Source organism: Pseudomonas sp. DrBHI1, assembly GCF_002205115.1.
Lineage (GTDB): Bacteria > Pseudomonadota > Gammaproteobacteria > Pseudomonadales > Pseudomonadaceae > Aquipseudomonas > Aquipseudomonas mosselii.
Map to the genome: position 1 here is coordinate 18471 of NZ_NIBE01000004.1, position 23296 is coordinate 41766.

Here is a 23296-nt window from a genome sequence, read left to right on the forward strand (position 1 = left end):
GCAGGTAAATTGACTAGGAGCAGCGTGGCTGAGGCGTGGGTGCGGGCTACCGGGTTCAGGTCAACAGCCCCAGCGCCACGAGGGCGGCAACACCAAGCCCGACGGCAATCGAGCAGCCACCCAGCGACAGCGCCGCACGCCCTTGCCGGTACCAGCCGTCGTGGCCCAATTGCCGGGCAGGGGCGAGCAGGCTGCGCCAGCGCAGTTCGGTTTCGTGGAAGGCACGCAGGTGGTCGGGGGCGGCATCCAGCCAGCGGCGGAAGTCGATGCGTTCGCTGGCGGTCACCTGCGGGCTCTGCAGGCGCACGTACCACTGGCCGGCGATGCTGGCCAGCGCGTCGCCTGGGGCGCGGGCGGTCTGCAGGGCCTGGTTCATATGGCGTTCGATGCTGATCAGCGGCAGGTCCAGGCGTTCGGCGATGGCGGCGAAGCCCAGCTGGTCGAGGCGGTTGAGCAGGAACACTTGCTGGACCCGGCGCGGCAGACGCTTGAGCGCATGCAGCAGCGCGTCTTCAGCGTGCAGTTCGGCAGGGCGCGGGTCGTGCTCGAGAGGCAGCGGCAGGCGGGTCATGGACAGCTCCTTGCTCATAAGGAAAGGGTGGGGGCATCTTCCTTGATGCGGAGCCAGCTTAGGTTAAACGAGATTGATTCTCAAGTGCTGATTCCGCAAAGATTTGTAATGAGCATTCACGTGCTGACACACTTTTGCTATCATCGCGGCCATTAAACGATCTTCATTAGCCTGAAGAGCCAAAAAAAAATGACCCGGCAAAAAGCCGGGTCAAAAACCGTGATTAGCCTGATGAGGAGATAATCTGAGCGTCCGACCTGAGGACGTTGCAGGTTATCCAGCGGGTCTCGCGACCTGCTGAGTGCAATAATAATCGTTATCATTTGCCAGTCAAATGATTTTTCAGCGATTGACTAAAAAACTCTTCCTGACACACGCCTCATCCCCGGCAATCGGGGCTTTTGCCGTTCGTCGGCTATCACGTGCTCCCTTCAGATCGATGCCTTTTCCGTGGCGTGGCACTGCTCCAGCAGGGCGCGGGCCATGTTGACCATGTGCATCAGCGCAAATACCACTTCCCGCGTCGTGCCCTGCAGATGGTTGCCGGTTTCCTGTGCCGTGGCCGACGCGCAGCGCAGCAGTGCCATGGCATGGTCGCAGGCCTGGGCGTTGCTGACGCCTTCACGCAGGGTCCATAGCGAACGCTCCAGGTCGCGAGGCGTGGGGGTGGGGTTGAGGTAGAAATCGAGGGCGCGGCGGGCTGCTTCTTCGTCGAGATCTGTTTCTTCTTTTGTCGAATTGCTCATGACTGCTCCTGTGAAATCCCTTCGAGGACAATGAGCGTTGATGTTAGGTCAATTTGTATTATTTTTGAGTCCTGAGATAATTCAGGATGTGTATTGATGCCGTTCATCCAGTCCGTATCGTTCACAGCCATGGAAAACTGGATCGAATTTCTCTCGCGCTACCAGCGCGAGCACAACCTCAAGCAGCATCAATTGGCCGAGCGCCTGGGCATGACCCAAGGCGGTGTTGGCCATTGGCTGCGTGGCACGCGCAGACCCACCCTGGTGACAGTCAACGAGAAACTGGAAAAGCTCGGGCTGGTTTACCTCGAAGCGCGGGTGATGGTGGTCGAGCGTGACACCACGGTTCGCGAGACCAGAGGTGTCTATGCCGTGGAGCGGCCTCTTTCAGTCAATGCCTTGCGCCATGCCAGTTTTCGCTTTCCAGTGTTGGGCTGGGCCGATCTGGATGGGCCTTTGCCACAATCCAGTGAAATTCATGAGCTTACCGACTACATGCCTGCGGGCAATGCGTTCTGGTTACCGGTCGAGAACGATTCGATGAATGCCGCCAGTGGCAGGAGCGTGCCGCTGGGGGTGCGGGTATTGGTGGATGCCGGGGTCGAGGTGACGCCGGGCAGGCTGGTGGTGGCTCGGCAGCCCGGTAAGCCGGCGGTGTTGCGTGAGTTGATCGAGGAGGGTGGGCAGCGGATGCTCAGGCCGCTCAATACCTTGTATCCGACGGTGTTGTGCGAGGAGGGGTGCGAGTTCCTTGGTGTTGTGGTGCGGATGCACGGGGTGCTCTAGGTTCGCGCGCAGACCGTGTTGGGGCTGCGAGGTGCCAGGCGGGGGCCTTGCAGCGCTCTTGAGATCGAGCGCCGCCCGCGCGGCGCATCGCGACGCAAGGCCGCTCCCACATCTGTTTCGGGCCAGTCAATCCTGTGCCATTACCTGGTCCGCCTCGTTGGTCCGACGCGGTCCCAGCATAGACACTGCTGCCGCCCCGCCTGTCTCAAGACATGCGCCAGGGCGGGCAACCATGGCCTGACAGGTTCGGCACGTTGCAACAAATGTGGGAGCGGCCTTGCGTCGCGATGCGCCGCGCGGGCGGCGCTCGATCTCATAGGCGAAACAACCCTTTCGGCGAACACATTGCCGCCGTTACTCCGCCTCCAGCTCGACCAGCACTGTCCCCTCGCTGACCATATCCCCCTCCTGGCAAAACAGCGCCTTCACCGTCCCGGAGTGGGGCGCCCGAATGCTGTGCTCCATCTTCATCGCCTCCAGCACCACCAGCGCGGTACCGGCCTCGACCACCTGCCCCGGCTCGACCAGCACCCGCACGATGCTGCCGTTCATGGGCGCGCCCAGCCCGCCCTGATGGCTGTGGCTGGCTTCTGCCGCCGCAATCGGGTCATGGGCGCTGATGGCGTGCAACTCGCCGGCCCACTGCAGGTAAAGCGTGCCCCCCCGACGCACCGCCAGGTGACGACGGCGCAGGCCGTCCTGGTCATGACACAGCTGCTCCCCCTCCAGCCGATAGGCCGAAGGCGCGCTGCGTTCCAGCGCCACCGCCTGCTCATTCCCTTCGCACTGCAAATGCAGGCTGCTGCGCGCCGGCAAGCCCAGGCGCAGGCCATCGCGAGCCGCCCATGGCGAAGCGCGGTCGTCCTGGCGCTGCAACGCAGGCTCGCCTTGCAGCCACGCCTCGGCGGCCGCCTCCCAGAACTGCGCCGGCAGCGCCTGGGGCGCAGGCAGCAACACGTTCTGGTGACGCGGAATGAACCCGGTATCCAGCTCCGCCTCGGCAAACGCCGGGTGTGCAAGTATGCGGCGCAGGAAGGCGATATTGGTCTTCAGCCCGCCAATGGCGAACTCATCGAGCATCGCCAGCAAGCGCAGGCGCGCCTGCTCGCGGTCCTGGCCCCAGGCAATCAGCTTGCCCAGCATCGGGTCGTAGAACGGCGACACCACGTCGCCCTCGCTGACGCCGCTGTCCACCCGGCGGCCTTCGCCCGGCGCCGACTCGCGGTACAGCGCCAGGGTGCCGGTGGCCGGCAGGAACTCGTTGGCCGGATCCTCCGCATACAGCCGCACCTCGATGGCATGGCCGATCAGCGGCACCTGCTCCTGGGTGAGCGGCAGCGGTTCGCCGCAGGCCACGCGGATCTGCCAGGCCACCAGGTCGAGCCCGGTGATGGCTTCGGTGACCGGGTGCTCCACCTGCAGGCGGGTGTTCATTTCCATGAAGAAGAACTCGCCGCGGGCATCGAGCAGGAACTCGACGGTGCCGGCGCCCACGTAGCCGATGGCCTGGGCGGCGCGCACCGCGGCCTCGCCCATGGCCTTGCGCAGCTCGGGGGACAGGCCCGGCGCCGGGGCCTCCTCGACCACCTTCTGGTGGCGACGCTGGATCGAGCAGTCACGCTCGTTGAGGTACAGGCAGTTGCCGTGCTGGTCGGCGAACACCTGGATCTCCACATGACGCGGTTTGAGCACGTACTTCTCGACCAGCATCCGCGCATCGCCGAACGACGACTGCGCCTCGCGCTGCGCCGAGGCCAGGGCGTCGGCCAGCTGGCTCTCGTCCTCGACCACCTTCATGCCCTTGCCACCGCCCCCGGCACTGGCCTTGAGCAGTACCGGGTAGCCGATACGCTCGGCGGCGGCGCGGAAAGTCTCCAGGTCCTGGGCCTCGCCGTGGTAGCCCGGCACCAGCGGCACCCCGGCTTGCTCCATCAGTGCCTTGGCCGCCGACTTGCTGCCCATGGCATCGATGGCGCTGGCCGGTGGGCCGAGGAAGATCAGCCCGGCCTGCTCGATGGCGCGGGCAAAACCGGCGTTCTCCGACAGGAAGCCATAGCCCGGGTGGATCGCCTGGGCGCCGCTGGCCTTGGCCGCGGCGAGCAGCTTGTCGATCACCAGGTAGCTTTCGGCGGCCTTGGTGCCACCGAGGTCGACACGGATATCGGCCTCGCGACTGTGGCGCGCATCGCGGTCGGTGGCGCTGTGCACGGCCACGGTGGTCAGGCCCATGGCCTTGGCGGTGCGCATTACCCGGCAGGCGATCTCGCCGCGGTTGGCGACCAGCAGGGTGGTCAGCGTGGGTCGGCTCATGGGCGCGGCTCCTTGTTGTCTTGCCAGGCGGGGCGGCGTTTTTCCAGGAAAGCGCGCAGGCCTTCCTGGCCTTCGGCGCTGACGCGGATGCGGGCGATGGTGTTCTCGCAGTAGCGGCGCAGGGCCGGGCTCAGCTCGCCAGCGTCCACCTCGCGCAGCAGGTCCTTGGTGGCGCGCAGCGCCTGCGGGCTGTTGTGCAGCAGGTTGTCGACCCAGGCCTCGACCTGGGCGTCCAGCTCGCTGGCAGGGTACACCTCGGCCAGCAGGCCCAGCTCACGGGCGCGCACGCCGCTGAAGCGCTCGGCGGTGAGGGCGTAGCGGCGGGCGGCGCGCTCGCCGATGGCCTTGACCACGAACGGGCTGATCACCGCCGGGGCCAGGCCGATGCGCACTTCCGACAGGCACAGTTGCGCATCCTCGGCGCCGATGGCCATGTCGCAGCAGCTGATCAGCCCCAGCGCACCGCCGAAGGCCGCGCCTTGCACCACGGCCAGGGTCGGCGCCTTGAGCCGGTGCAGGGCATACATCAGCTCGCCCAGCTCGTGGGCGTCGTCCAGGTTGGTGTTGAAGTCCAGTTGCGCCGACTGCTGCATCCAGGCAAGGTCCGCGCCGGCACTGAAATGCCGGCCGCGGCCGCGCAGCACCACGAAACGCAGGCTGGCGTCCTCGGCCAGGCGGTCGAGGGCGACGATCAGTTCGCGGATCATCTGCGCGTTGAAGGCGTTGTTCTTGTCTTCCCGGCTCAGCCACAGGGTGGCGAAGCCGCGAGGGTCCTTGACCAGTTCAAGGGTGGCGAATTCGCTCATGGGTCACATCCGGAAAATGCCGAAGCGGCTCTGTTCGATCGGGGCGTTCAGCGCGGCGGACAACGCCAGGCCGAGCACATCGCGGGTCTGCGCCGGGTCGATGACGCCGTCGTCCCACAGCCGGGCGCTGGAGTAGTAGGGGTGGCCCTGGCGCTCGTACTGGTCGAGGATCGGCTGCTTGAGCTTCTTCTCGTCTTCGCTGCTGAACACTTCGCCACTGCGCTCGCTCTGTTCGCGCTTTACCTGGGCCAGCACGCCGGCCGCCTGCTCGGCGCCCATCACGCCGATGCGCGCGTTGGGCCACATCCACAGGAAGCGCGGGTCGTAGGCGCGGCCGCACATGCCGTAGTTGCCGGCGCCGAAGCTGCCGCCGATGATCACCGTGAACTTCGGCACCTGCGCACAGGCCACGGCAGTCACCAGCTTGGCGCCGTGCTTGGCGATGCCGCCTTCCTCGTACTTCTTGCCGACCATGAAACCTGTGATGTTCTGCAGGAACAGCAGCGGGATGCCGCGCTGGCAGGCCAGTTCGATGAAGTGCGCGCCTTTTTGCGCGGCCTCGGCGAAGAGGATGCCGTTGTTGGCCAGGATCGCCACCGGGTAGCCGTGCAGGTGGGCGAAGCCGCACACCAGGGTAGTGCCGAACAGTGCCTTGAACTCATCGAACACCGAACCGTCGACCAGGCGAGCGATCACCTCGCGCACGTCGAACGGCTGCTTGGCGTCGGCCGGGACCACGCCGTACAGCTCCTCGGCGTTGTACAACGGCGCGATCGGCGCCTGGCACTGCAGCTTGCCCTGCTTGTGCCAGTTGAGGTTGGCGACGCTGCGCCGGGCGATGGCCAGGGCGTGCTCGTCGTTGTCGGCATAATGGTCGGCCACGCCGCTGGTGCGGCAGTGCACGTCGGCGCCACCGAGGTCCTCGGCGCTGACCACTTCACCGGTCGCGGCCTTCACCAGCGGTGGGCCTGCCAGGAAGATGGTCGCCTGCTGGCGCACCATGATCGCCTCGTCGGCCATGGCCGGCACATAGGCGCCACCGGCGGTGCAGGAGCCCATCACCACGGCGATCTGCGGGATCCCCAGGGCACTCATGTTGGCCTGGTTGAAGAAGATCCGCCCGAAGTGCTCGCGGTCGGGGAACACTTCGTCCTGGCGCGGCAGGTTGGCGCCCCCGGAGTCCACCAGGTAGATGCACGGCAGGCGGTTCTGCAGGGCGATGGTCTGGGCGCGCAGGTGCTTTTTCACCGTCAGCGGGTAGTAGGAGCCGCCTTTGACCGTGGCGTCGTTGGCCACGATCATGCACTCCACGCCTTCGATCCGGCCGATGCCGGCGATTACGCCGGCGGCCGGCACGTCTTCGCCATAGACTTCATGGGCGGCCAGCTGGCCGATCTCGAGAAACGCCGAGCCTGGGTCGAGCAGGCGGTCGATACGCTCGCGGGGCAGCAGCTTGCCGCGCGAGGTGTGCCGCTCCTGGGCCTTCGGCCCGCCGCCCTGACTGACCTGGGCGAGCAGGCCGCGCAGGGCCTGGACCTGTTCGAGCATGGCCGCGCTGTTGGCGGCGAATTCCGCCGAGCGTGGGTTGATCTGGGTATGCAAGGTAGCCATGGACGCCGGTTCCTTGTGCTCAGCGGGTTTCGTTGAACAGTTCGCGGCCGATCAGCATCCGGCGGATCTCGCTGGTGCCGGCGCCGATCTCGTACAGCTTGGCGTCGCGCAACAGGCGCCCAGCCGGGAATTCATTGATGTAGCCGTTGCCGCCAAGGATCTGGATGGCCTCCAGGGCCATCTGCGTGGCGCGCTCGGCGGTGTAGAGGATCACCCCGGCGGCGTCCTTGCGGGTTGTTTCGGCGCGGTCGCAGGCCTGGGCCACGGCGTAAAGGTAGGCGCGGCTGGCGTTGAGCTGGGTGTACATGTCGGCGATCTTGCCCTGGATCAGCTGAAACTCGCCGATGCTCTGGCCGAACTGCTTGCGATCATGAATGTAGGGCACCACCAGGTCCATGCAGCTCTGCATGATGCCGGTGGGGCCGCCGGCGAGCACTACGCGCTCGTAGTCCAGGCCGCTCATCAGCACGCGCACGCCGCCGTTGAGCTGGCCGAGGATGTTTTCTTCCGGCACTTCGACGCCGTCGAAGAACAGCTCGCAGGTGTTGGAGCCGCGCATGCCGAGCTTGTCGAACTTGTTGCTGCGGCTGAAGCCTTTCCAGTCGCGCTCGACGATGAACGCGGTGATGCCGTGGGGGCCCTTGTCCAGGTCGGTCTTGGCGTAGATCACGTAGGTGTTGGCGTCGGGGCCGTTGGTGATCCAGGTCTTGCTGCCGTTGAGCACGTAGTGGTCGCCGCGTTTTTCGGCGCGCAGCTTCATCGATACCACATCAGAGCCGGCGTTGGGCTCGCTCATGGCCAGGGCGCCAATGTGTTCGCCGCTGATCAGCTTGGGCAGGTATTTGAGCTTCTGCTCGTGGGTGCCGTTGCGGTTGATCTGGTTGACGCACAGGTTGGAGTGGGCGCCGTACGACAGGGCCACCGAGGCCGAGGCGCGGCTGATCTCTTCCATCGACACCACGTGGGCCAGGTAGCCCAGGCCGGCGCCGCCGTATTCTTCCGGCACGGTGATACCCAGCAGGCCCATGTCGCCGAACTTGCGCCACATGTCGGCGGGGAACAGGTTGTCGTGGTCGATCTGCGCGGCACGCGGCGCCAGTTCGGCGGCGACGAAGGTGCGCACCTGGTCGCGGAGCATGTCGATGGTCTCGCCCAGGGCGAAGTTCAGGCTGGGGTAATGCATGTGCGGGCACCTTCTTGTTCTTGAAATGGGAGCGGTTGCTGCGGCGTTGTGGGAGCGGGCTTGCCCCGCGATGCCCGTCAGAACGGCCAGCGGTATTGCCTGGTCCGGCCTCATCGCGGGGCAAGCCCGCTCCCACAACGCCGTCATGTCTGCGGTTGACGTTAACGTAAACCTGCCTTCCGGGACTGTCAATCGCAACGTCACCTTTACGTAAACGTAAATCTGCGCCAGAGTAACGACCGCCTGCTTCAGTCATGCCCAGAACAACCACAAGAAGGGACAACCATGCCTCAACCAAGCTACACGCGCGGCCGTCAAGACAAACCCTTGCTCACCCTGACCATCGGCCAGGCCTTCGATGCCACCGTCGCCCTTCACGGCGAGCGCGAGGCGTTGGTGGTGCGCCACCAGGGAGTGCGCTACAGCTGGCGCGAGCTGGCCGCCGAGGTCGATGTGCACGCCCGGGCCTTGATGGCGCTGGGCGTGGAGGTGGGCGAGCGGGTCGGCATCTGGGCGCCCAACTGCGCCCAGTGGTGCATTCTGCAACTGGCCAGTGCCAAGGTCGGCGCCATCCTGGTCAACATCAATCCGGCCTATCGCGTGGGCGAGCTTGAATACGTGCTGCGCCAGTCCGGCTGCCGTTGGCTGGTGTGCGCCGATGCCTTCAAGTCCTCCAACTACCACGCGATGGTGCAGGCGTTGGTACCTGAGCTGGCGCTACATGCCGTGGGCGAGTTGGCCAGTGAGCGCCTGCCCGACCTGCGCGGGGTGATCAGCCTGGCCGCCGAGCCGCCCATGGGCTTCGTGCCCTGGACCGCGCTGGCTGGGCGGGCAGGGCAGGTGGAACCCGCCGTCTACGAAGCCCGGCAGCAGGGCCTGCAGTTCGACCAGCCGGTGAACATCCAGTACACCTCCGGCACCACTGGCGCGCCCAAGGGCGCGACCCTGAGCCACTACAACCTGCTCAACAACGGCTACATGGTCGGCGAGAGCCTGGGCCTGACCGAGCAGGACCGCATGGTGATCCCGGTGCCGCTGTACCACTGTTTCGGCATGGTCATGGGCAATCTCGGCTGCATCACCCACGGCAGCACCCTGATCTACCCCAACGACGCCTTCGACGCCGAACTCACCCTGCGCGCAGTGGCCGAGGAGCGCGCCAGCATCCTCTATGGCGTGCCGACCATGTTCATCGCCATGCTCGATCACCCCAGCCGCCCCGTGCTGGACCTGTCCACACTGCGCAGCGGCATCATGGCCGGCGCCACCTGCCCGATCGAGGTGATGCGCAAGGTCATCGAGCAGATGCACATGGCCGAGGTGCAGATCGCCTACGGCATGACCGAGACCAGCCCGGTGTCGCTGCAGACCGGCCCGGACGATGGCCTGGAGCTGCGCGTGACCACCGTGGGCCGCACCCAGCCGCAGCTGGAGACCAAGCTGGTGGACGCTGAAGGGCGCATCGTTGCCCGGGGCGAGATCGGCGAGCTGTGCACCCGGGGCTACAGCGTGATGCTCGGCTACTGGGACAACCTGCAGGCCACCCATGACGCCATCGACCCGGCCGGGTGGATGCACACCGGCGACCTGGCGGTGATGGACGACGAAGGCTACGTGCGCATCGTCGGGCGCAACAAGGACATGATCATTCGCGGTGGCGAGAACATCTATCCGCGCGAGCTTGAGGAGTTCTTCCACACCCACCCGGCGGTGGCCGAGGCGCAGGTGGTGGGGATTCCGTGCAGCGAGTATGGCGAGGAGGTGGTGGCGTGGATTCGCCTGCATCCTGGGCACAGTGCCACGGCGGACGAGTTGCAGCAGTGGTGCAAGGCGCGGCTGGCGCATTTCAAGACGCCACGGCATTTCCGTTTTGTCGATGAATTTCCGATGACGGTGACGGGGAAGGTGCAGAAGTTCCGGATGCGTGAGATCAGCGTGGAGGAGCTGGGGGGCTAGGCATCGCCTTGTAGACCAGGTCGACCAGCTCGGCAAAGGTGGTGTAGGTCTGGACTTGATCGGGGATGAAGATGCCGAATGTTTCCTCCACGATGGCTTGCAGTTCCACCACGTCGAAACTGTCGGCGCCCAGTTCGTCCATGGCGATGTTCGGCCGGATCCGGTGCAGGCTCTGTTCGAGGAGGCCAGCGAGGATCCATTGCAGGTGGAAGGCGATGTAGAGGCGCGAGCGCATGCCGGAGGTGACCGTCAGAGGGTGGTGCTTCTCTGTACTTGGCTTCGTGATCGGGCGCCACTGGCAGAAATACCAGGTGTATCGGGCGCGGCTTTGTGCTTGTCAGGACCGGCCTCATCGCGGTGCACACCCGCTCCCACGCAGGCGACACGGCACTTGTGGGAGCGGGCTTGCCCGCGAGGGGCCGGTTCAGGCGGTCAACCTCTCACAACCTTGTCTATCCTCAAGCTTTCACTGGCGGCTCCTGGCTCGGCGGATCGCCCACGGTCGGCGGCACGGTTGGCTTGATCGGCAGCTCGTCCGGATCCTCCTCGGGCACCGGCGGCGGCAAGGTCGGGTCGTCGATGTTCGGGTCGGGTGTCTCCGGTGGAATGGGAATGTTCATGGGCCTGGCCTCGCGGGATGAATGAAGCGTTGTCGCAGGCTTTGACCCAGGCCTGCGCCCGACGCTCATTTTTTTTGAACCCCCGCGCGCCAACAGGGCTCTGAACCCTTACCGCCACCAGCCCAGGGGAGCAGGTCGATGTCTGGTAAAGAGCCGTTCGAAAGCGTGGCCATGGCTAACGATCACCCGGACCAGGCCATCAGCCTGGCCCAGGCGCTGCTGGCCCCGCGCATCGTGATCGAGGACGCAAGCCCGGTGCTCGACGGCGGCACCTTCGCCGCCAAGGCGGTGCGCGGGCACAAGGTCGAGGTGAGCGCCAAGGTCTACACCGACGGCCATGACCGCCTGGCGGTGAGCCTGAACTGGCGCCAGGCCCACAGCAGGCGCTGGCACTGCGTGGCAATGCACTCGCCGGGCAACGATCTGTGGCAGGCAGAGTTCACCCCCGCCGATCTGGGCTTGCACCTGTTCAGCATCGAGGCCTGGATCGACCCGTTCGCCACCTTCTGCCACGACCTGGAGAAGAAGTACGCCGCCGGTGTGGACGTGAGGCTCGAACTGGAGGAGGGCCGGCTGCTGCTGGGCCAGGGCATCGAGCGCAGCGACGGGCTGTTGCGCGAGCAGCTTGAACGGTTGCAACAGCGCCTGCCGGATTTGCTGGTGGATGACCAGGTGGCGTTGCTGTTGCATCCTGATGCCGCCCAGCTGATGGCCGAGGCCGAGCACCGCAGTTACCTCACCCGAAGCCGCGAATTTGCCGTGGACGTGGACCGCGAGGCGGCGCTGTTCGCCAGCTGGTACGAGCTGTTCCCGCGCTCTGTCACCGACGATCCTGAACGTCATGGCACGTTCAATGACGTGCACCAGCGCCTGCCGATGGTCCGCGACATGGGCTTCGACGTGCTGTACTTCCCGCCGATCCACCCCATCGGCATGAAGCACCGCAAGGGCCGCAACAATGCCTTGCAGGCCGAGCCCGGTGACCCCGGCAGTCCCTACGCCATCGGCAGCCCCGAGGGTGGGCACGATGCCATCCACCCGCAGCTGGGCAGCCGCGAGGACTTCCGCCGGCTGGTCGCCGCCGCCGCCGAGCATGGGCTGGAGATCGCCCTGGATTTCGCCATCCAGTGCTCCCAGGACCACCCCTGGCTCACGCAGCACCCCGGCTGGTTCAGCTGGCGGCCCGATGGCAGCATCCGCTACGCCGAGAACCCGCCGAAGAAGTACCAGGACATCGTCAACGTCGACTTCTACGCCCCTGAATCGGTGCCGAGCCTGTGGCTGGCCTTGCGCGACGTGGTGGTCGGCTGGGTGGAGGAGGGCGTGAAGACCTTCCGTGTCGACAACCCGCACACCAAGCCGCTGCCGTTCTGGCAATGGCTGATCGCCAATGTGCGTAGCCAGCACCCCGAGGTGATCTTCCTCGCCGAGGCCTTCACGCGCCCGGCGATGATGGCGCGCCTGGGCAAGGTCGGCTACGCGCAGAGCTACACCTACTTCACCTGGCGCAATACCAAGCAAGAGCTTCGTGAATACGTCGAGGAGCTCAACCAGCCGCCGTGGAGCCAGTGCTACCGGCCCAACTTCTTCGTCAACACGCCGGATATCAATCCGTTCTTCCTGCAGACCTCGGGCCGTGCCGGCTTTCTTATCCGCGCCGCGCTGGCGACCATGGGCTCGGGCCTCTGGGGCATGTACTCGGGTTTCGAGCTGTGTGAAGGCACGCCGCTGCCGGGCAAGGAGGAGTACCTGGATTCGGAGAAGTACGAGATCCGCCCGCGCGACTTCACCCAGCCCGGCAACATTGTCGCCGAGATCGCCCAGCTCAACCGCATCCGTCGGCAGAACCGCGCCCTGCAGACCCACCTGGGGGTGGTGTTCCTCAACTGCTGGAACGACAACATTCTCTACTTCGCCAAGCGCACGCCCGAGCGTGACAACTTCATCCTCGTGGCCATCAGCCTCGACCCGCACAATGCCCAGGAGGCCAGCTTCGAGTTGCCGCTATGGGAGCTGGGGCTGGACGATAACGCCGATACCCAGGGCGAGGATCTGATGAATGGCCACCGTTGGACCTGGCATGGCAAGACCCAGTGGATGCGCATCGAGCCGTGGCACCAGCCGTTTGGTATCTGGCGCATAGAAAAGCTGCGCTAATCCCCTGTAGGCGCGGCCTTGTGTCGCGAAAAGGCTGCAAAGCAGCCCCGGCAATATCTGCAGCGTCGCTGAAATCCTGGGGCCGCTTCGCGCCCCTTTCGCGACACAAGGCCGCTCCTACAGGGGGCGTGTCGAACCGGAAATGAAAGGAGTCCCCAATGGCCAAGCGTTCCCGCCCGGCAGCCTTCATCGACGATCCGCTGTGGTACAAGGACGCAGTGATCTACCAACTGCACGTAAAATCGTTCTTCGACGCGAACAACGACGGCATCGGTGATTTCGCAGGCCTGATCGGCAAGCTCGACTACATCGCCGAACTGGGCGTCAACACCCTCTGGCTGCTGCCGTTCTATCCCTCGCCACGGCGCGACGACGGCTATGATATCGCCGAGTACAAGGCCGTGCACCCCGACTACGGCAGTATGGCCGATGCCAGGCGCTTCATCGCCGAGGCGCACAAGCGCGGCCTGCGGGTGATCACTGAGCTGGTCATCAACCACACCTCCGACCAGCACCCCTGGTTCCAGCGCGCCCGGCATGCCAAGCGTGGGAGCAAGGCCCGGGACTTCTACGTGTGGTCGGACGATGACCAGAAGTACGATGGCACGCGGATCATTTTCCTCGACACCGAGAAATCCAACTGGACCTGGGACCCGGTGGCCGGCCAGTACTTCTGGCACCGCTTCTACTCGCACCAGCCGGACCTCAATTTCGACAACCCGCAAGTGCTCAAGGCAGTAATCGGGGTGATGCGCTTCTGGCTCGACATCGGCGTCGATGGCCTGCGCCTGGACGCCATCCCCTACCTGATCGAGCGCGACGGCACCAATAACGAGAACCTCCCCGAAACCCACACCGTGCTCAAGGCCATCCGCGCCGAGATTGATGCCAACTACCCCGACCGCATGCTCCTGGCCGAGGCCAACCAGTGGCCCGAGGACACCCGCCCGTACTTCGGCGAGGGCGACGGCGACGAATGCCACATGGCCTTCCACTTCCCGTTGATGCCGCGCATGTACATGGCCCTGGCCATGGAAGACCGCTTCCCGATCACCGACATCCTGCGCCAGACCCCGGAGATCCCGGCCAACTGCCAGTGGGCGATCTTCCTGCGCAACCACGATGAGCTGACCCTGGAGATGGTCACCGACCGCGAGCGCGACTACCTGTGGAACTACTACGCCGAGGACCGCCGCGCACGCATCAACTTAGGAATTCGCCGGCGCTTGGCACCGCTGCTGCAACGCGACCGGCGGCGCATCGAGCTGCTCACCAGCCTGCTGCTGTCGATGCCCGGCACCCCGACCCTGTACTACGGCGACGAACTGGGCATGGGCGACAACATCTACTTGGGCGACCGCGATGGCGTGCGCACCCCCATGCAGTGGTCGCCGGACCGCAACGGCGGTTTCTCCCGGGCCGATCCGCAGCGCCTGGTGTTGCCGCCGATCATGGACCCGCTGTACGGTTACCAGACCATCAACGTCGAAGCCCAGGCCCACGACCCGCATTCGCTGCTCAATTGGAACCGCCGGCTGCTGGCGGTGCGCAAGCAGCAGAAGGCCTTTGGCCGTGGCAGTCTGAAGATGCTCACGCCGAGCAATCGCCGGGTGCTGGCGTACATCCGCGAATACACCGATGCCGACGGCAACAGCGAAATCGTGCTGTGCGTGGCCAACGTCTCGCGGGCGGCCCAGGCGGCGGAGTTGGAACTGTCGCAGTACGCCGACAAGGTGCCGGTGGAGATGCTTGGCGGCAGCGCCTTCCCGCCCATCGGCCAGCTGCCGTTCCTGTTGACCCTGCCGCCCTATGGCTTCTACTGGTTCGTGCTGGCCAGTCACGACCGCATGCCCAGCTGGCATGTCCAGCCTGCCGAGGGGCTGCCCGAGCTGACCACCCTGGTGCTGCGCAAGCGCATGGAGGAACTGCTCGAGTCGCCCTCCCGCGAAACCTTGCAGGCGTCGATCCTGCCGCAGTACCTGCCCAAGCGTCGCTGGTTCGCCGGCAAGGAAGGGCCGATCGACCAGGTGCGCCTGCGCTATGGCGTGCGCTTCGCCACCCCGGCGCTGCCGGTGCTGCTGGGCGAGCTGGAGGTGCACAGCGAAGGCGTGGTCACCCACTACCAACTGCCCTTCGGCCTGTTGCCAGAGGAGCAGATCAATGCCGCGCTGCCTCAGCAGCTGGCGCTGTCGCGGGTACGCCGCGGCCGCCAGGTGGGGCTGATCACCGATGCGTTCGTGCTTGAACCCTTCATCCGCGCCGTGCTCCAGGGCTGCCAGGACGGCCTGCGGCTGGGCTGTGGCGATGGCCTGGGCGAGTTGCGCTTCCACAGCACCGAGCAGTTGGCCGCGCTGCAGCTCGATGCGCAGAGCGAGGTGCGCTACCTGGGCGCCGAGCAATCCAACAGTTCGGTGGTGGTCGGTGGCAGCCTGGTGCTCAAGTTGATCCGTCGGGTCAATCCGGGCACTCACCCGGAGCTGGAGATGAGCGCCTACCTGACCGCCGCCGGCTTTGCCAATATCTCCCCGTTGCTGGCCTGGGTCAGTCGCGTGGATGAGAGCGAGCAGCCGCACCTGCTGATGATCGCCCAGGGCTACCTGAGCAATCAGGGTGATGCCTGGGACTGGACGCAGAACACCCTGGAGCGGGCGATCCGCGACCAGATGGAGCCCGGCAACGTCGAGCCCGAGGCGCATACCGATGCCCTGGCCGAGCTGACGGGGTTTGCCGCCTTGCTCGGCCAACGTCTGGGCGAGATGCACCTGCTGCTGGCTGCGCCGAGCGACGACACAGCGTTCCAGTCCCGCCCGAGCGATGCCAGGGACAGCGAGCGCTGGAGCCGGCAGATCAGCGCCGAACTGACCCGCGCCCTCGACCTGCTGGCCCAGCACCGTGACACCCTTGACCGCGACAGCCAGGCGCTGGTCGACGACCTGCGGCAACAGCGCGACGGCCTGCGTCAGCACGTCGACAACCTCGCCCGTCAAGCCCAGGGCGGCTTGCTGATGCGCGTGCACGGCGACCTGCACCTGGGCCAGGTACTGGTGGTGCAGGGCGATGCCTACCTGATCGATTTCGAGGGCGAGCCGGCGCGCCCGATCGACGAGCGTCGGGCGAAGCACAGCCCGTACAAGGATGTCAGCGGCGTGCTGCGCTCCTTCGACTATGCTGCTGCGATGATCCTGCGCAGCGCCTCGGCGGTAGACCTCTCCGAGGCGGCGCGCCAGGCCCGCCAGCGGGTCGCCCGGCAGTACCTGCACCAGTCGCGTCACGCTTTCGTCGAAGCCTACGGGCTGGCCACCGCCGCCATGCCCCACGCCTGGCAGCAGGCCGAGGGCGAGCGCGCCGCGCTGGAACTGTTCTGCCTGGAGAAAGCCGCCTACGAAATCACCTATGAAGCCGAAAACCGGCCCAACTGGCTGGCCGTGCCTTTGCATGGCCTGCATGGACTGATCAGTACCTGGGGAGAGTCTTAGATGAATGCAACCACGCGTGACAACGGCGGCCTTCGGCAACGGGACCTCGATGCCCTGGCCCGCGCCGAGCACGCCGATCCATTCGCCGTGCTGGGTCCCCATGACGATGGGGCGGGCGGCCTGTTCGTCCGCGCTTTCCTGCCCAATGCCCTGAATGCACGCCTGCTGGCGCGCCATGACGGGCAGGTGCTTGCCGAAATGGTGCAGGGCAGCGTGCCGGGGCTGTTCACCGCGCACCTCGATGAGGCACGGGCCTACCTGCTGCAGATCGGCTGGGCCGGTGGCGAGCAGGTTACCGAGGATCCTTACAGCTTTGGTCCGCAACTGGGCGACATGGACCTCTACCTGTTCGCCGAAGGCAATCACCGCGACCTGTCCGGGCGTTTCGGCGCCCAGCCGACCGAGGTCGACGGTGTCGCGGGCGTGTGCTTTTCGGTGTGGGCGCCCAATGCCCGGCGGGTCTCGGTGGTCGGCGACTTCAACAACTGGGATGGCCGCCGTCACCCCATGCGCCTGCGCCACAGTGCCGGGGTGTGGGAACTGTTCGTGCCCAGGCTCGGCGTGGGCGAGACCTACAAGTTCGAGGTGCTGGGCGCGGACGGCGTGCTGCCGCTCAAGGCCGACCCCCTGGCCCGCGCCACGGAGCTGCCGCCGAGCACCGCCTCGAAGGTGGCCGGCGCCCTGGCCCACGACTGGCGCGACGGCCAGTGGATGGAGCAGCGTGCCCAGCGCCACGCCTACAGCGCGCCGCTGTCGATCTACGAATTGCACGCCGGCTCCTGGCGTTGCGAACTGGACGATGCCGGCGAAGTCGCGCGCTTCTACAACTGGCGCGAGCTGGCCGAGCGCCTGGTGCCCTACGTGCAGGAGCTGGGCTTCACCCATATCGAACTGATGCCGATCATGGAACACCCTTTCGGCGGCTCCTGGGGTTACCAGCCGCTGTCGCTGTTCGCGCCGACTTCGCGCTATGGCAGCGCCGAGGACTTCGCCTTCTTCGTCGATGCCTGCCACCAGGGTGGCATCGGCGTGATCCTCGATTGGGTGCCGGCGCATTTTCCCACCGACGAGCATGGCCTGGCGCGTTTCGACGGCACCGCCCTGTACGAGTACGACAACCCGCTGGAAGGCTTCCACCAGGACTGGAACACGTTGATCTACAACCTCGGGCGCAACGAGGTGCGCGGCTTCATGCTGGCCTCGGCGCTGCACTGGCTCAAGCACTTCCACATCGACGGCCTGCGCGTGGACGCTGTGGCCTCGATGCTCTACCGCGACTATTCGCGCAAGGCCGGCGAGTGGGTGCCCAACCGCCACGGCGGGCGCGAGAACCTCGAAGCCATCGACTTCATCCGCCACCTCAATGGTGTCGCCGCCCACGAAGTGCCGGGCGCGCTGATCATCGCCGAGGAATCCACTGCCTGGCCCGGGGTCAGCCAGCCGGTGCAGCAGGGCGGACTGGGTTTTGCCTACAAGTGGAACATGGGCTGGATGCACGACACCTTGCACTACATCCAGAACGACCCGGTGCACCGCACCTATCATCACAACGAGATGAGCTTCGGGCTGATCTACGCCTATTCCGAGCATTTCATCCTGCCGATTTCCCACGACGAAGTGGTCCACGGCAAGCACTCGCTGATCGACAAGATGCCCGGCGATCGCTGGCAGAAGTTCGCCAACCTGCGGGCGTACCTGGCGTTCATGTGGACCCACCCGGGCAAGAAGCTGCTGTTCATGGGCTGCGAGTTCGGCCAGTGGCGCGAGTGGAACCATGACCAGCAACTGGACTGGTACCTGCTGCAGTACTCCGAGCACCAGGGCGTGCAGAAGCTGGTGGCCGACCTCAACCGGCTGTACCGTGAACGGCCGGCGCTGCACGAACAGGACTGCCGGGCCCAGGGCTTCCAGTGGCTGATCGGCGACGATGCGCACAACAGTGTGTACGCCTGGTTGCGCTGGGGCAGCCAGGGCGAGCCTCTGTTGGTGGTGGCCAACTTCACCCCGGTGCCGCGGGAGGGCTACCGGATCGGCGTGCCGTTCGGTGAACGCTGGCAGGAGCTGCTCAACAGCGATGCCGGGCTGTATGCCGGATCGAATGTGGGGAATCTCGGCGGGGTGGCCAGCGAGGCGATCGCCAGCCATGGCCAGCCGTTATCGCTGGCGCTGAACCTGCCGCCATTGGGGGTATTGGTGATGAGCCCCGCCTGATGGCGGCGTCGCCAGTAGAGAGAGGGGCCATACTGAAACATCAGGACCCAAATTCATCCTTTTGCCATCAGGCCGGCGCGTCCTAGGCTAACCCACCTAGGCGCGCGACCTTTCCTACCAGAGGTGAAGCATGAATCCCACCTTGCCAATGCTGGGCCTTGGCTGGTTGCTGGCCCTGCCGCTGCAGGCGGCGCCCCTGCCAGGGCCGTTGCTGGCCGCCAATGACAGCAACAATCCATACAACAGCCCGATCATGCGCGCCAACCCCAACAGCCGCCAGGGCAGCGTGCCCGCCACGCCACCGGTGCGCGGCCCCTCCACGCAACCCAATCCGCGCCCGCCGACCCTGGACAACCGCGGTATCGGCAATGGCGACAACCTGCGGCGCGAGCAGCAAACCCCGAATCTGGAACCCACCCGGCCACCACGTGACACCCAGCGCGTGCCGTGAGCCCCTTCGAAGGAGTCGAGCATGACGCCACGCATCTTGATGATCTCCCTGGCGGCCGCCAGTCTGTTTCCCGTATTGGCCCAGGCGGCCGCCGAGCAGCAGTTTCCCAGCGAGGAGGGGCAACTGACCGTCAGTACCGTCGCCGACGGCCTGCGCAATCCGTGGGCCCTGGCCTTCCTGCCGGGTGGCAAGGACATGCTGGTCAGCGAGCGCCCCGGCAACCTGCGTATTGTCAGCGCCGAGGGCAAGGTGGGCCCACCGCTCTCTGGCGTGCCCAAGGTGTGGGCCGAAGGGCAGGGTGGCCTGCTCGATGTGGTGTTGTCGCCGGACTTCGCCAAGGATCGAACGGTCTATCTGTCGTTCGCCGAGGAAGGCCCCGACGGCAAGGCCGGGACTGCGGTCGGCCGTGGCCAGCTGTCGCAGGACCGGGCGCGTCTGGAAAACTTCACGGTGATCTTCCGCCAGCAGCCCAAGCTCTCAGAAGGCAATCACTTCGGTTCGCGGCTGGTGTTCGACCGTGACGGCTACCTGTTCATCGCCCTGGGCGAGAACAACCAGCGGCCCACCGCCCAGGACCTGGACAAGCTGCAGGGCAAGGTCGTGCGTATCCTGCCCGATGGCGAAGTGCCCAAGGACAATCCCTTCGTCGGCCGCGACAACGTGCGCCCGCAGATCTGGTCGTTCGGCCACCGCAACCAGCAGGGCGCGGCCCTGAATCCCTGGACCGGGCAACTGTGGACCCACGAGCACGGCCCCCGTGGCGGCGACGAGATCAACATCCCGCGGCCAGGCAAGAACTACGGTTGGCCGATCGCCACCCACGGCATCAACTACTCGCTGTTGCCGATCCCGGAGGCCAAGGGCAAGCATGTCGAGGGCATGGTAGACCCGCACCATGTGTGGGAGAAATCGCCGGGCATCAGCGGCATGGCGTTCTATGACAGCCCGACCTTCAAGGCGTGGGACCACAACCTGTTCATCGGCGCGCTGGCGACCCGGGAGTTGATCCGCCTGCAGCTTGATGGCGACAAGATCGTGCATGAAGAGCGCTTGCTGGGCGACCTCAAGGCGCGGATCCGTGACGTGCGGGTTGGGCCGGATGGCTATGTGTATGTGCTGACCGATGCCAAGGATGGGGCATTGTTGAAGGTGGGGTTGAAAGACGATTGATGCCGGTGAGGGCCTGTCGCGTGGCAGCAGGCGCGCCCGCGACAAGGCCGAAAGTGTCGTACCATGGCGGGCATGACGCCCGAATCCCTCTACCAGCAAGCACTCATCGAACGCGGTTTCTTTCCTGATCCGGCTCAGGCGGTGGCCGTCACTGCATTGCAGGGCTGCTTCGATGCCCTGGTCCAGGGCAAGCCGACCCAGGGCCTTTACCTCTGGGGCCCGGTCGGCCGCGGCAAGACCTGGTTGATGGACCTGTTCCACCGGTGCCTGCCGCTACCCGCCCGGCGCCAGCATTTCCACCACTTCATGGCCTGGGTCCACCAGCGTCTGTTCCAGCTCAACGGCACCGCCGACCCGCTCAAGGCCTTGGCTCGAGCGTTGGCCGGCGAGATCCGCGTCTTGTGTTTCGACGAGCTGTTCGTCAGCGATATCGGTGACGCGATCATCCTCGGACGGCTGTTCCAGGAGCTGTTCGACGAGGGCGTGGTGATCGTCGCCACGTCCAACCAGCCCCCCGATCAGTTGTATCGCGACGGTTTCAACCGTGAACGCTTCCTGCCGGCCATCGCCGCCATCGAGCGGCACATGCGGGTGCTGTCGGTGACTGGCGAGCAGGACCATCGCCTGCATCCAGGAGCATGGCGGCAGCGCTACTGGGTGGCGCCGGCGGGAGCTGGCGGGGCGCTGGCTGCGGTGTTCGAACAGTTGAGCCCGGATGATCCCGGCAGCGAGCAGACCGTGCAGATCGGTTCGCGCCATGTGCGGGTCGTGCGCCACAGCCCCCGGGCGCTCTGGTGCCGATTCGCCGATCTGTGCGAGCAGCCCCTGGCCGCCATGGACTTCATGGCGTTGTGCGACCGTTTTCCGGCCATTCTGGTAAGTGACGTGCCGGCCCTGGGCGGCGTGCAACAGGCCGGGCGTATCGCCCGTGGCACCGAGGATGGCGCGGCCCGGGTCGAGGCCGGCGATCGCCAGCTGCCGACCCTGGCGCCCAAGGATGACAGCGTGCGCCGTTTCATCGCGCTGGTCGACGAGTGCTACGACCGTCGGGTGGCGTTGTACCTGGAGGCCGAGGTCCCGCTGGAAGCGCTCTACACTCAAGGGTATCTGGCGTTCCCGTACCAACGGACCCTGAGCCGGCTACGGGAGATGCAACTGCAACGCTTCGCCTGAAGGAGCCGACCATGGAGCCGCTGTCGCATCATCTGCTGACCCAGGCCTACAACAATGGCTGGGCCAACCACCGCCTGTACAAGGCTTGCCTGCAACTGACCCAGGACGAGTTCGTCGCCCCCCGTTGCAGCTTCTTTCCCTCGATCAAGGCTACCCTCAACCACCTGTTGACGGTGGACTGGTTCTACCTGGATGCCCTGGAGTGCGAGCAGCGCGGTGAAGCTCCCGATCCGGATGGCGAGCGTTTCTTTGTGCCTGAGCAACCCTTTGCCACCTGCACCGACCTGCAAGCTCAGCAGGTTCAGGCCGATCAGCGACTGATCACCTATTGCCGGCAATTGCGTGACGACCAGCTCGGACGTTATGTCAGCATCGTGCGGCCAGAACGGATGCAGCATGAGTCGCGTCTGCGCTTGCTGTCGCACCTGTTCGAGCACCAGATCCACCACCGTGGCCAGGTCCACGCGATGCTCAGCGACACGGCGGTAAGGCCTCCGCAACTCGACGAGTTCTTCTGCGAGGAGGAGGCGTCGCTGCGCGCCGAGGACTTTGCCGCTCTGGGATGGAGCGAGGCGCAGATCTGGGCGCAGCGCTGAACGCTGCTCAGGGCGTTTCGCTGTCGGCCAGGTCGTGGGCGCCCTGAACCAATTGTTCCAATTGGTGATGCACCATGGCGCGGTCCATTTTTACCAGGGGCTGGCGGTTCCATAGCACATGCATGCCCGTGAGCGGATCGACTCCGAGCATGGGCTTGCAGAGTTCCTGGCAGAACAGGTTCTGCTGACCCCAGCATACGCCATCGATGGCGGGAAGTTCGATGAACATCAGTAACTGGTCGGCAGGGTGCTCGGTCACGTTGCACACATGGGGGCCTACCCGCAGGCTGATCACGGGCTCGAAGGCCACAGGGGGCTCCAGTTTCAAGGCCGCGTACAGCTGGGTCAGTGCATAGTCATAGTTCTTGCCTGGCATGGCGAGTTCTCGTTGGAGGGGGCCGCCACGGTAACGATCATGCCGCATGCTCGACTATCGGAGGCTGTCGTCGTTTTTTAGCTGTTGGCTTGCGTCCGCCTTCTGCCGTGCGCCAGGTTCCGTGAACTTCCTACAAGCAATGGCGAAATACCTCCACCCATACGAGGACAATCCCTGCGTTCAAGCATGGGAGGGCATCGTAGCCTATGGCCATGTCTACACCCGTTGAGCTTCGACGTGGTGTGTAAAGGGCTCTACGGGAAGTAAGGCCTGGTGCGAGAGGGATTTCTCCAGTTGAGGACTGGTGAGTGCAAGGGCGGCAGTTGGATGTTGTCGGGGCGGGTTTTGCATCCCAAGGGCAGGAAGGCTTCTACGCGATCATGACCGGTGAGCTGGCCGTACGCGAAAAAGACAATGTCATCGATCTACAGGCCGGCGAACTGCTATTCGTCAAGCGCGGCACCTACCTGGTGGCGATCCGATGGCAGGCGTGCCAAGTCCTGTGGCTGCCGCTGGATGTGAATTTCGTGCAGGCGTTCATGCAGCGTCACGGTAAGGAATTGAGCCATCTCGAGCGCTACGATAAACCCTGTGTGAATGCCCTGCGCCTTCAGCCCTGCAGCATGGCGCGGGAGTGCGTGACCCGTCTGGCGGCGCTCGGTGGCGAAGGGCCTGCGTCGATGCTGGCAATGCTGCGTCTTGAGGAGCTGCTGCTGTTGCTGGTGTTCGGGGCGCAAGGTCGGACGCTGCTGGCGGCTCTGCGCCAACAGGGCAATCGCCATGTTGATCGGCTGCACGCCTTCATGGAGCAGAACTACCTGCGCGAGTGGCGCCTGGACCAGTACGCCGAGGCCTTCGGGCTGGGCCTGACGGCGTTCAAGAGCCTGTTCTGCTCCTTCTACAACTGCTCGCCACGCGCCTGGATCACCGAACGTAGGATCGTCCATGCGCATCACCTGTTACTTAACACGCGCATGAGCATTGTCGACATCGCCATGGAAAGCGGCTTTTCCAGCCAGTCGTATTTCAGCCAGAGCTACCGTCGGCGCTTCGGTTGCACGCCCAGCGACGCCCGTCGCTAGACGCCCCCCGACCTC

The 23296-nt window shown here is 65.4% G+C and carries 19 protein-coding genes; 10 read left to right on the forward strand and 9 right to left on the reverse strand.

All coding sequences use genetic code 11. From position 1 onward, the window contains the following. Positions 1–55: 55 nt before the first annotated feature. A complete protein-coding gene (locus CC207_RS00405; RefSeq protein ID WP_088851420.1) occupies positions 56–571 on the reverse strand; it encodes a DUF4880 domain-containing protein in 516 nt (171 codons plus the stop codon). Between the two features lie 431 nt (positions 572–1002). Beyond that, positions 1003–1317 carry a DUF6124 family protein gene (locus CC207_RS00410; RefSeq protein ID WP_062361083.1) on the reverse strand — a complete coding sequence of 105 codons (315 nt, stop codon included), beginning with the start codon at positions 1315–1317 and terminating at the stop codon, positions 1003–1005. A 129-nt stretch (positions 1318–1446) separates the two neighbouring features. On the opposite strand from CC207_RS00410, the gene CC207_RS00415 reads away from it, so the two are divergent. Beyond that, on the forward strand, positions 1447–2103 hold the full coding sequence (locus CC207_RS00415; RefSeq protein WP_062361195.1) for a LexA family transcriptional regulator: 657 nt from the start codon (positions 1447–1449) through the stop codon (positions 2101–2103). A 354-nt stretch (positions 2104–2457) separates the two neighbouring features. Here CC207_RS00415 and CC207_RS00420 read toward each other — a convergent pair whose 3' ends face one another. The 4 genes from CC207_RS00420 to CC207_RS00435 are packed head-to-tail and all read right to left on the reverse strand — an operon-like array spanning position 2458 to position 8013. Further along, positions 2458–4413, reverse strand: coding sequence for an acetyl/propionyl/methylcrotonyl-CoA carboxylase subunit alpha (locus CC207_RS00420; protein WP_088851399.1), 1956 nt, complete (start codon positions 4411–4413; stop codon positions 2458–2460). Beyond that, a complete protein-coding gene (locus CC207_RS00425; protein ID WP_028692514.1) occupies positions 4410–5219 on the reverse strand; it encodes a gamma-carboxygeranoyl-CoA hydratase in 810 nt (269 codons plus the stop codon). The genes CC207_RS00420 and CC207_RS00425 overlap by 4 nt, the downstream gene beginning before the upstream one ends. Positions 5220–5222: 3 nt before the next feature. After that, on the reverse strand, positions 5223–6830 hold the full coding sequence (locus CC207_RS00430) for a carboxyl transferase domain-containing protein (protein ID WP_069016852.1): 1608 nt from the start codon (positions 6828–6830) through the stop codon (positions 5223–5225). 19 nt (positions 6831–6849) lie between these two features. Further along, complete coding sequence (locus CC207_RS00435) at positions 6850–8013, reverse strand: isovaleryl-CoA dehydrogenase (RefSeq protein ID WP_028692512.1); 1164 nt, start codon at positions 8011–8013, stop codon at positions 6850–6852. 285 nt (positions 8014–8298) lie between these two features. On the opposite strand from CC207_RS00435, the gene CC207_RS00445 reads away from it, so the two are divergent. Then, positions 8299–9969 carry an AMP-binding protein gene (locus CC207_RS00445; RefSeq protein ID WP_088851400.1) on the forward strand — a complete coding sequence of 557 codons (1671 nt, stop codon included), beginning with the start codon at positions 8299–8301 and terminating at the stop codon, positions 9967–9969. On the opposite strand, the gene CC207_RS00450 is transcribed toward CC207_RS00445, so the two are convergent. Continuing rightward, positions 9944–10204: an acyl carrier protein gene (locus tag CC207_RS00450; RefSeq protein ID WP_036986668.1), complete on the reverse strand. Its 261-nt coding sequence runs from the start codon at positions 10202–10204 to the stop codon at positions 9944–9946. The genes CC207_RS00445 and CC207_RS00450 overlap by 26 nt on opposite strands. A gap of 223 nt (positions 10205–10427) precedes the next feature. Next, positions 10428–10589 (reverse strand): hypothetical protein, encoded by a 162-nt coding sequence (locus CC207_RS27095; RefSeq protein ID WP_167388392.1) that lies wholly within the window; start codon positions 10587–10589, stop codon positions 10428–10430. 138 nt (positions 10590–10727) lie between these two features. On the opposite strand from CC207_RS27095, the gene CC207_RS00455 reads away from it, so the two are divergent. The 7 genes from CC207_RS00455 to CC207_RS00485 all read left to right on the forward strand — a co-directional run bounded on the left by CC207_RS00455 (position 10728) and on the right by CC207_RS00485 (position 21823). Further along, a complete protein-coding gene (locus CC207_RS00455; RefSeq protein WP_088851401.1) occupies positions 10728–12746 on the forward strand; it encodes an alpha-1,4-glucan--maltose-1-phosphate maltosyltransferase in 2019 nt (672 codons plus the stop codon). A gap of 158 nt (positions 12747–12904) precedes the next feature. Next, the gene (treS, locus tag CC207_RS00460) at positions 12905–16222 is read left to right on the forward strand and encodes a maltose alpha-D-glucosyltransferase (protein ID WP_088851402.1); all 3318 of its coding nucleotides are present in this window, start codon (positions 12905–12907) and stop codon (positions 16220–16222) included. Further along, positions 16223–18433: a 1,4-alpha-glucan branching protein GlgB gene (gene glgB / locus CC207_RS00465; protein ID WP_088851403.1), complete on the forward strand. Its 2211-nt coding sequence runs from the start codon at positions 16223–16225 to the stop codon at positions 18431–18433. It abuts the gene before it with no gap. Between the two features lie 130 nt (positions 18434–18563). Beyond that, positions 18564–18884: a hypothetical protein gene (locus tag CC207_RS00470; protein ID WP_028692506.1), complete on the forward strand. Its 321-nt coding sequence runs from the start codon at positions 18564–18566 to the stop codon at positions 18882–18884. Between the two features lie 21 nt (positions 18885–18905). After that, positions 18906–20054, forward strand: coding sequence for a PQQ-dependent sugar dehydrogenase (locus CC207_RS00475; RefSeq protein WP_088851404.1), 1149 nt, complete (start codon positions 18906–18908; stop codon positions 20052–20054). A 72-nt stretch (positions 20055–20126) separates the two neighbouring features. Continuing rightward, entirely contained in the window at positions 20127–21227 is a 1101-nt protein-coding gene (gene zapE, locus CC207_RS00480) for a cell division protein ZapE (protein WP_069016856.1), read from the forward strand. An 11-nt stretch (positions 21228–21238) separates the two neighbouring features. Then, positions 21239–21823 carry a DinB family protein gene (locus CC207_RS00485; protein WP_028692503.1) on the forward strand — a complete coding sequence of 195 codons (585 nt, stop codon included), beginning with the start codon at positions 21239–21241 and terminating at the stop codon, positions 21821–21823. Positions 21824–21830: 7 nt separating this feature from the next. Here CC207_RS00485 and CC207_RS00490 read toward each other — a convergent pair whose 3' ends face one another. Beyond that, complete coding sequence (locus CC207_RS00490) at positions 21831–22199, reverse strand: CesT family type III secretion system chaperone (RefSeq protein WP_028692502.1); 369 nt, start codon at positions 22197–22199, stop codon at positions 21831–21833. Between the two features lie 308 nt (positions 22200–22507). Here CC207_RS00490 and CC207_RS00495 point away from each other — a divergent pair, with 308 nt between their 5' ends. Continuing rightward, positions 22508–23281, forward strand: coding sequence for a helix-turn-helix transcriptional regulator (locus CC207_RS00495; protein WP_028692501.1), 774 nt, complete (start codon positions 22508–22510; stop codon positions 23279–23281). The last annotated feature ends 15 nt before the right edge of the window (positions 23282–23296 follow it).

What these genes read in the sequence shown, in the direction of transcription:
- CC207_RS00405 (WP_088851420.1), bottom strand. Translation starts at nt 571, where the DNA reads ATGACCCGCCTGCCGCTGCCTCTCGAGCACGACCCGCGCCCTGCCGAA.
- CC207_RS00410 (WP_062361083.1), bottom strand. Translation starts at nt 1,317, where the DNA reads ATGAGCAATTCGACAAAAGAAGAAACAGATCTCGACGAAGAAGCAGCC.
- CC207_RS00415 (WP_062361195.1), top strand. Translation starts at nt 1,447, where the DNA reads ATGGAAAACTGGATCGAATTTCTCTCGCGCTACCAGCGCGAGCACAAC.
- CC207_RS00420 (WP_088851399.1), bottom strand. Translation starts at nt 4,413, where the DNA reads ATGAGCCGACCCACGCTGACCACCCTGCTGGTCGCCAACCGCGGCGAG.
- CC207_RS00425 (WP_028692514.1), bottom strand. Translation starts at nt 5,219, where the DNA reads ATGAGCGAATTCGCCACCCTTGAACTGGTCAAGGACCCTCGCGGCTTC.
- CC207_RS00430 (WP_069016852.1), bottom strand. Translation starts at nt 6,830, where the DNA reads ATGGCTACCTTGCATACCCAGATCAACCCACGCTCGGCGGAATTCGCC.
- CC207_RS00435 (WP_028692512.1), bottom strand. Translation starts at nt 8,013, where the DNA reads ATGCATTACCCCAGCCTGAACTTCGCCCTGGGCGAGACCATCGACATG.
- CC207_RS00445 (WP_088851400.1), top strand. Translation starts at nt 8,299, where the DNA reads ATGCCTCAACCAAGCTACACGCGCGGCCGTCAAGACAAACCCTTGCTC.
- CC207_RS00450 (WP_036986668.1), bottom strand. Translation starts at nt 10,204, where the DNA reads ATGCGCTCGCGCCTCTACATCGCCTTCCACCTGCAATGGATCCTCGCT.
- CC207_RS27095 (WP_167388392.1), bottom strand. Translation starts at nt 10,589, where the DNA reads ATGAACATTCCCATTCCACCGGAGACACCCGACCCGAACATCGACGAC.
- CC207_RS00455 (WP_088851401.1), top strand. Translation starts at nt 10,728, where the DNA reads ATGTCTGGTAAAGAGCCGTTCGAAAGCGTGGCCATGGCTAACGATCAC.
- treS (WP_088851402.1), top strand. Translation starts at nt 12,905, where the DNA reads ATGGCCAAGCGTTCCCGCCCGGCAGCCTTCATCGACGATCCGCTGTGG.
- glgB (WP_088851403.1), top strand. Translation starts at nt 16,223, where the DNA reads ATGAATGCAACCACGCGTGACAACGGCGGCCTTCGGCAACGGGACCTC.
- CC207_RS00470 (WP_028692506.1), top strand. Translation starts at nt 18,564, where the DNA reads ATGAATCCCACCTTGCCAATGCTGGGCCTTGGCTGGTTGCTGGCCCTG.
- CC207_RS00475 (WP_088851404.1), top strand. Translation starts at nt 18,906, where the DNA reads ATGACGCCACGCATCTTGATGATCTCCCTGGCGGCCGCCAGTCTGTTT.
- zapE (WP_069016856.1), top strand. Translation starts at nt 20,127, where the DNA reads ATGACGCCCGAATCCCTCTACCAGCAAGCACTCATCGAACGCGGTTTC.
- CC207_RS00485 (WP_028692503.1), top strand. Translation starts at nt 21,239, where the DNA reads ATGGAGCCGCTGTCGCATCATCTGCTGACCCAGGCCTACAACAATGGC.
- CC207_RS00490 (WP_028692502.1), bottom strand. Translation starts at nt 22,199, where the DNA reads ATGCCAGGCAAGAACTATGACTATGCACTGACCCAGCTGTACGCGGCC.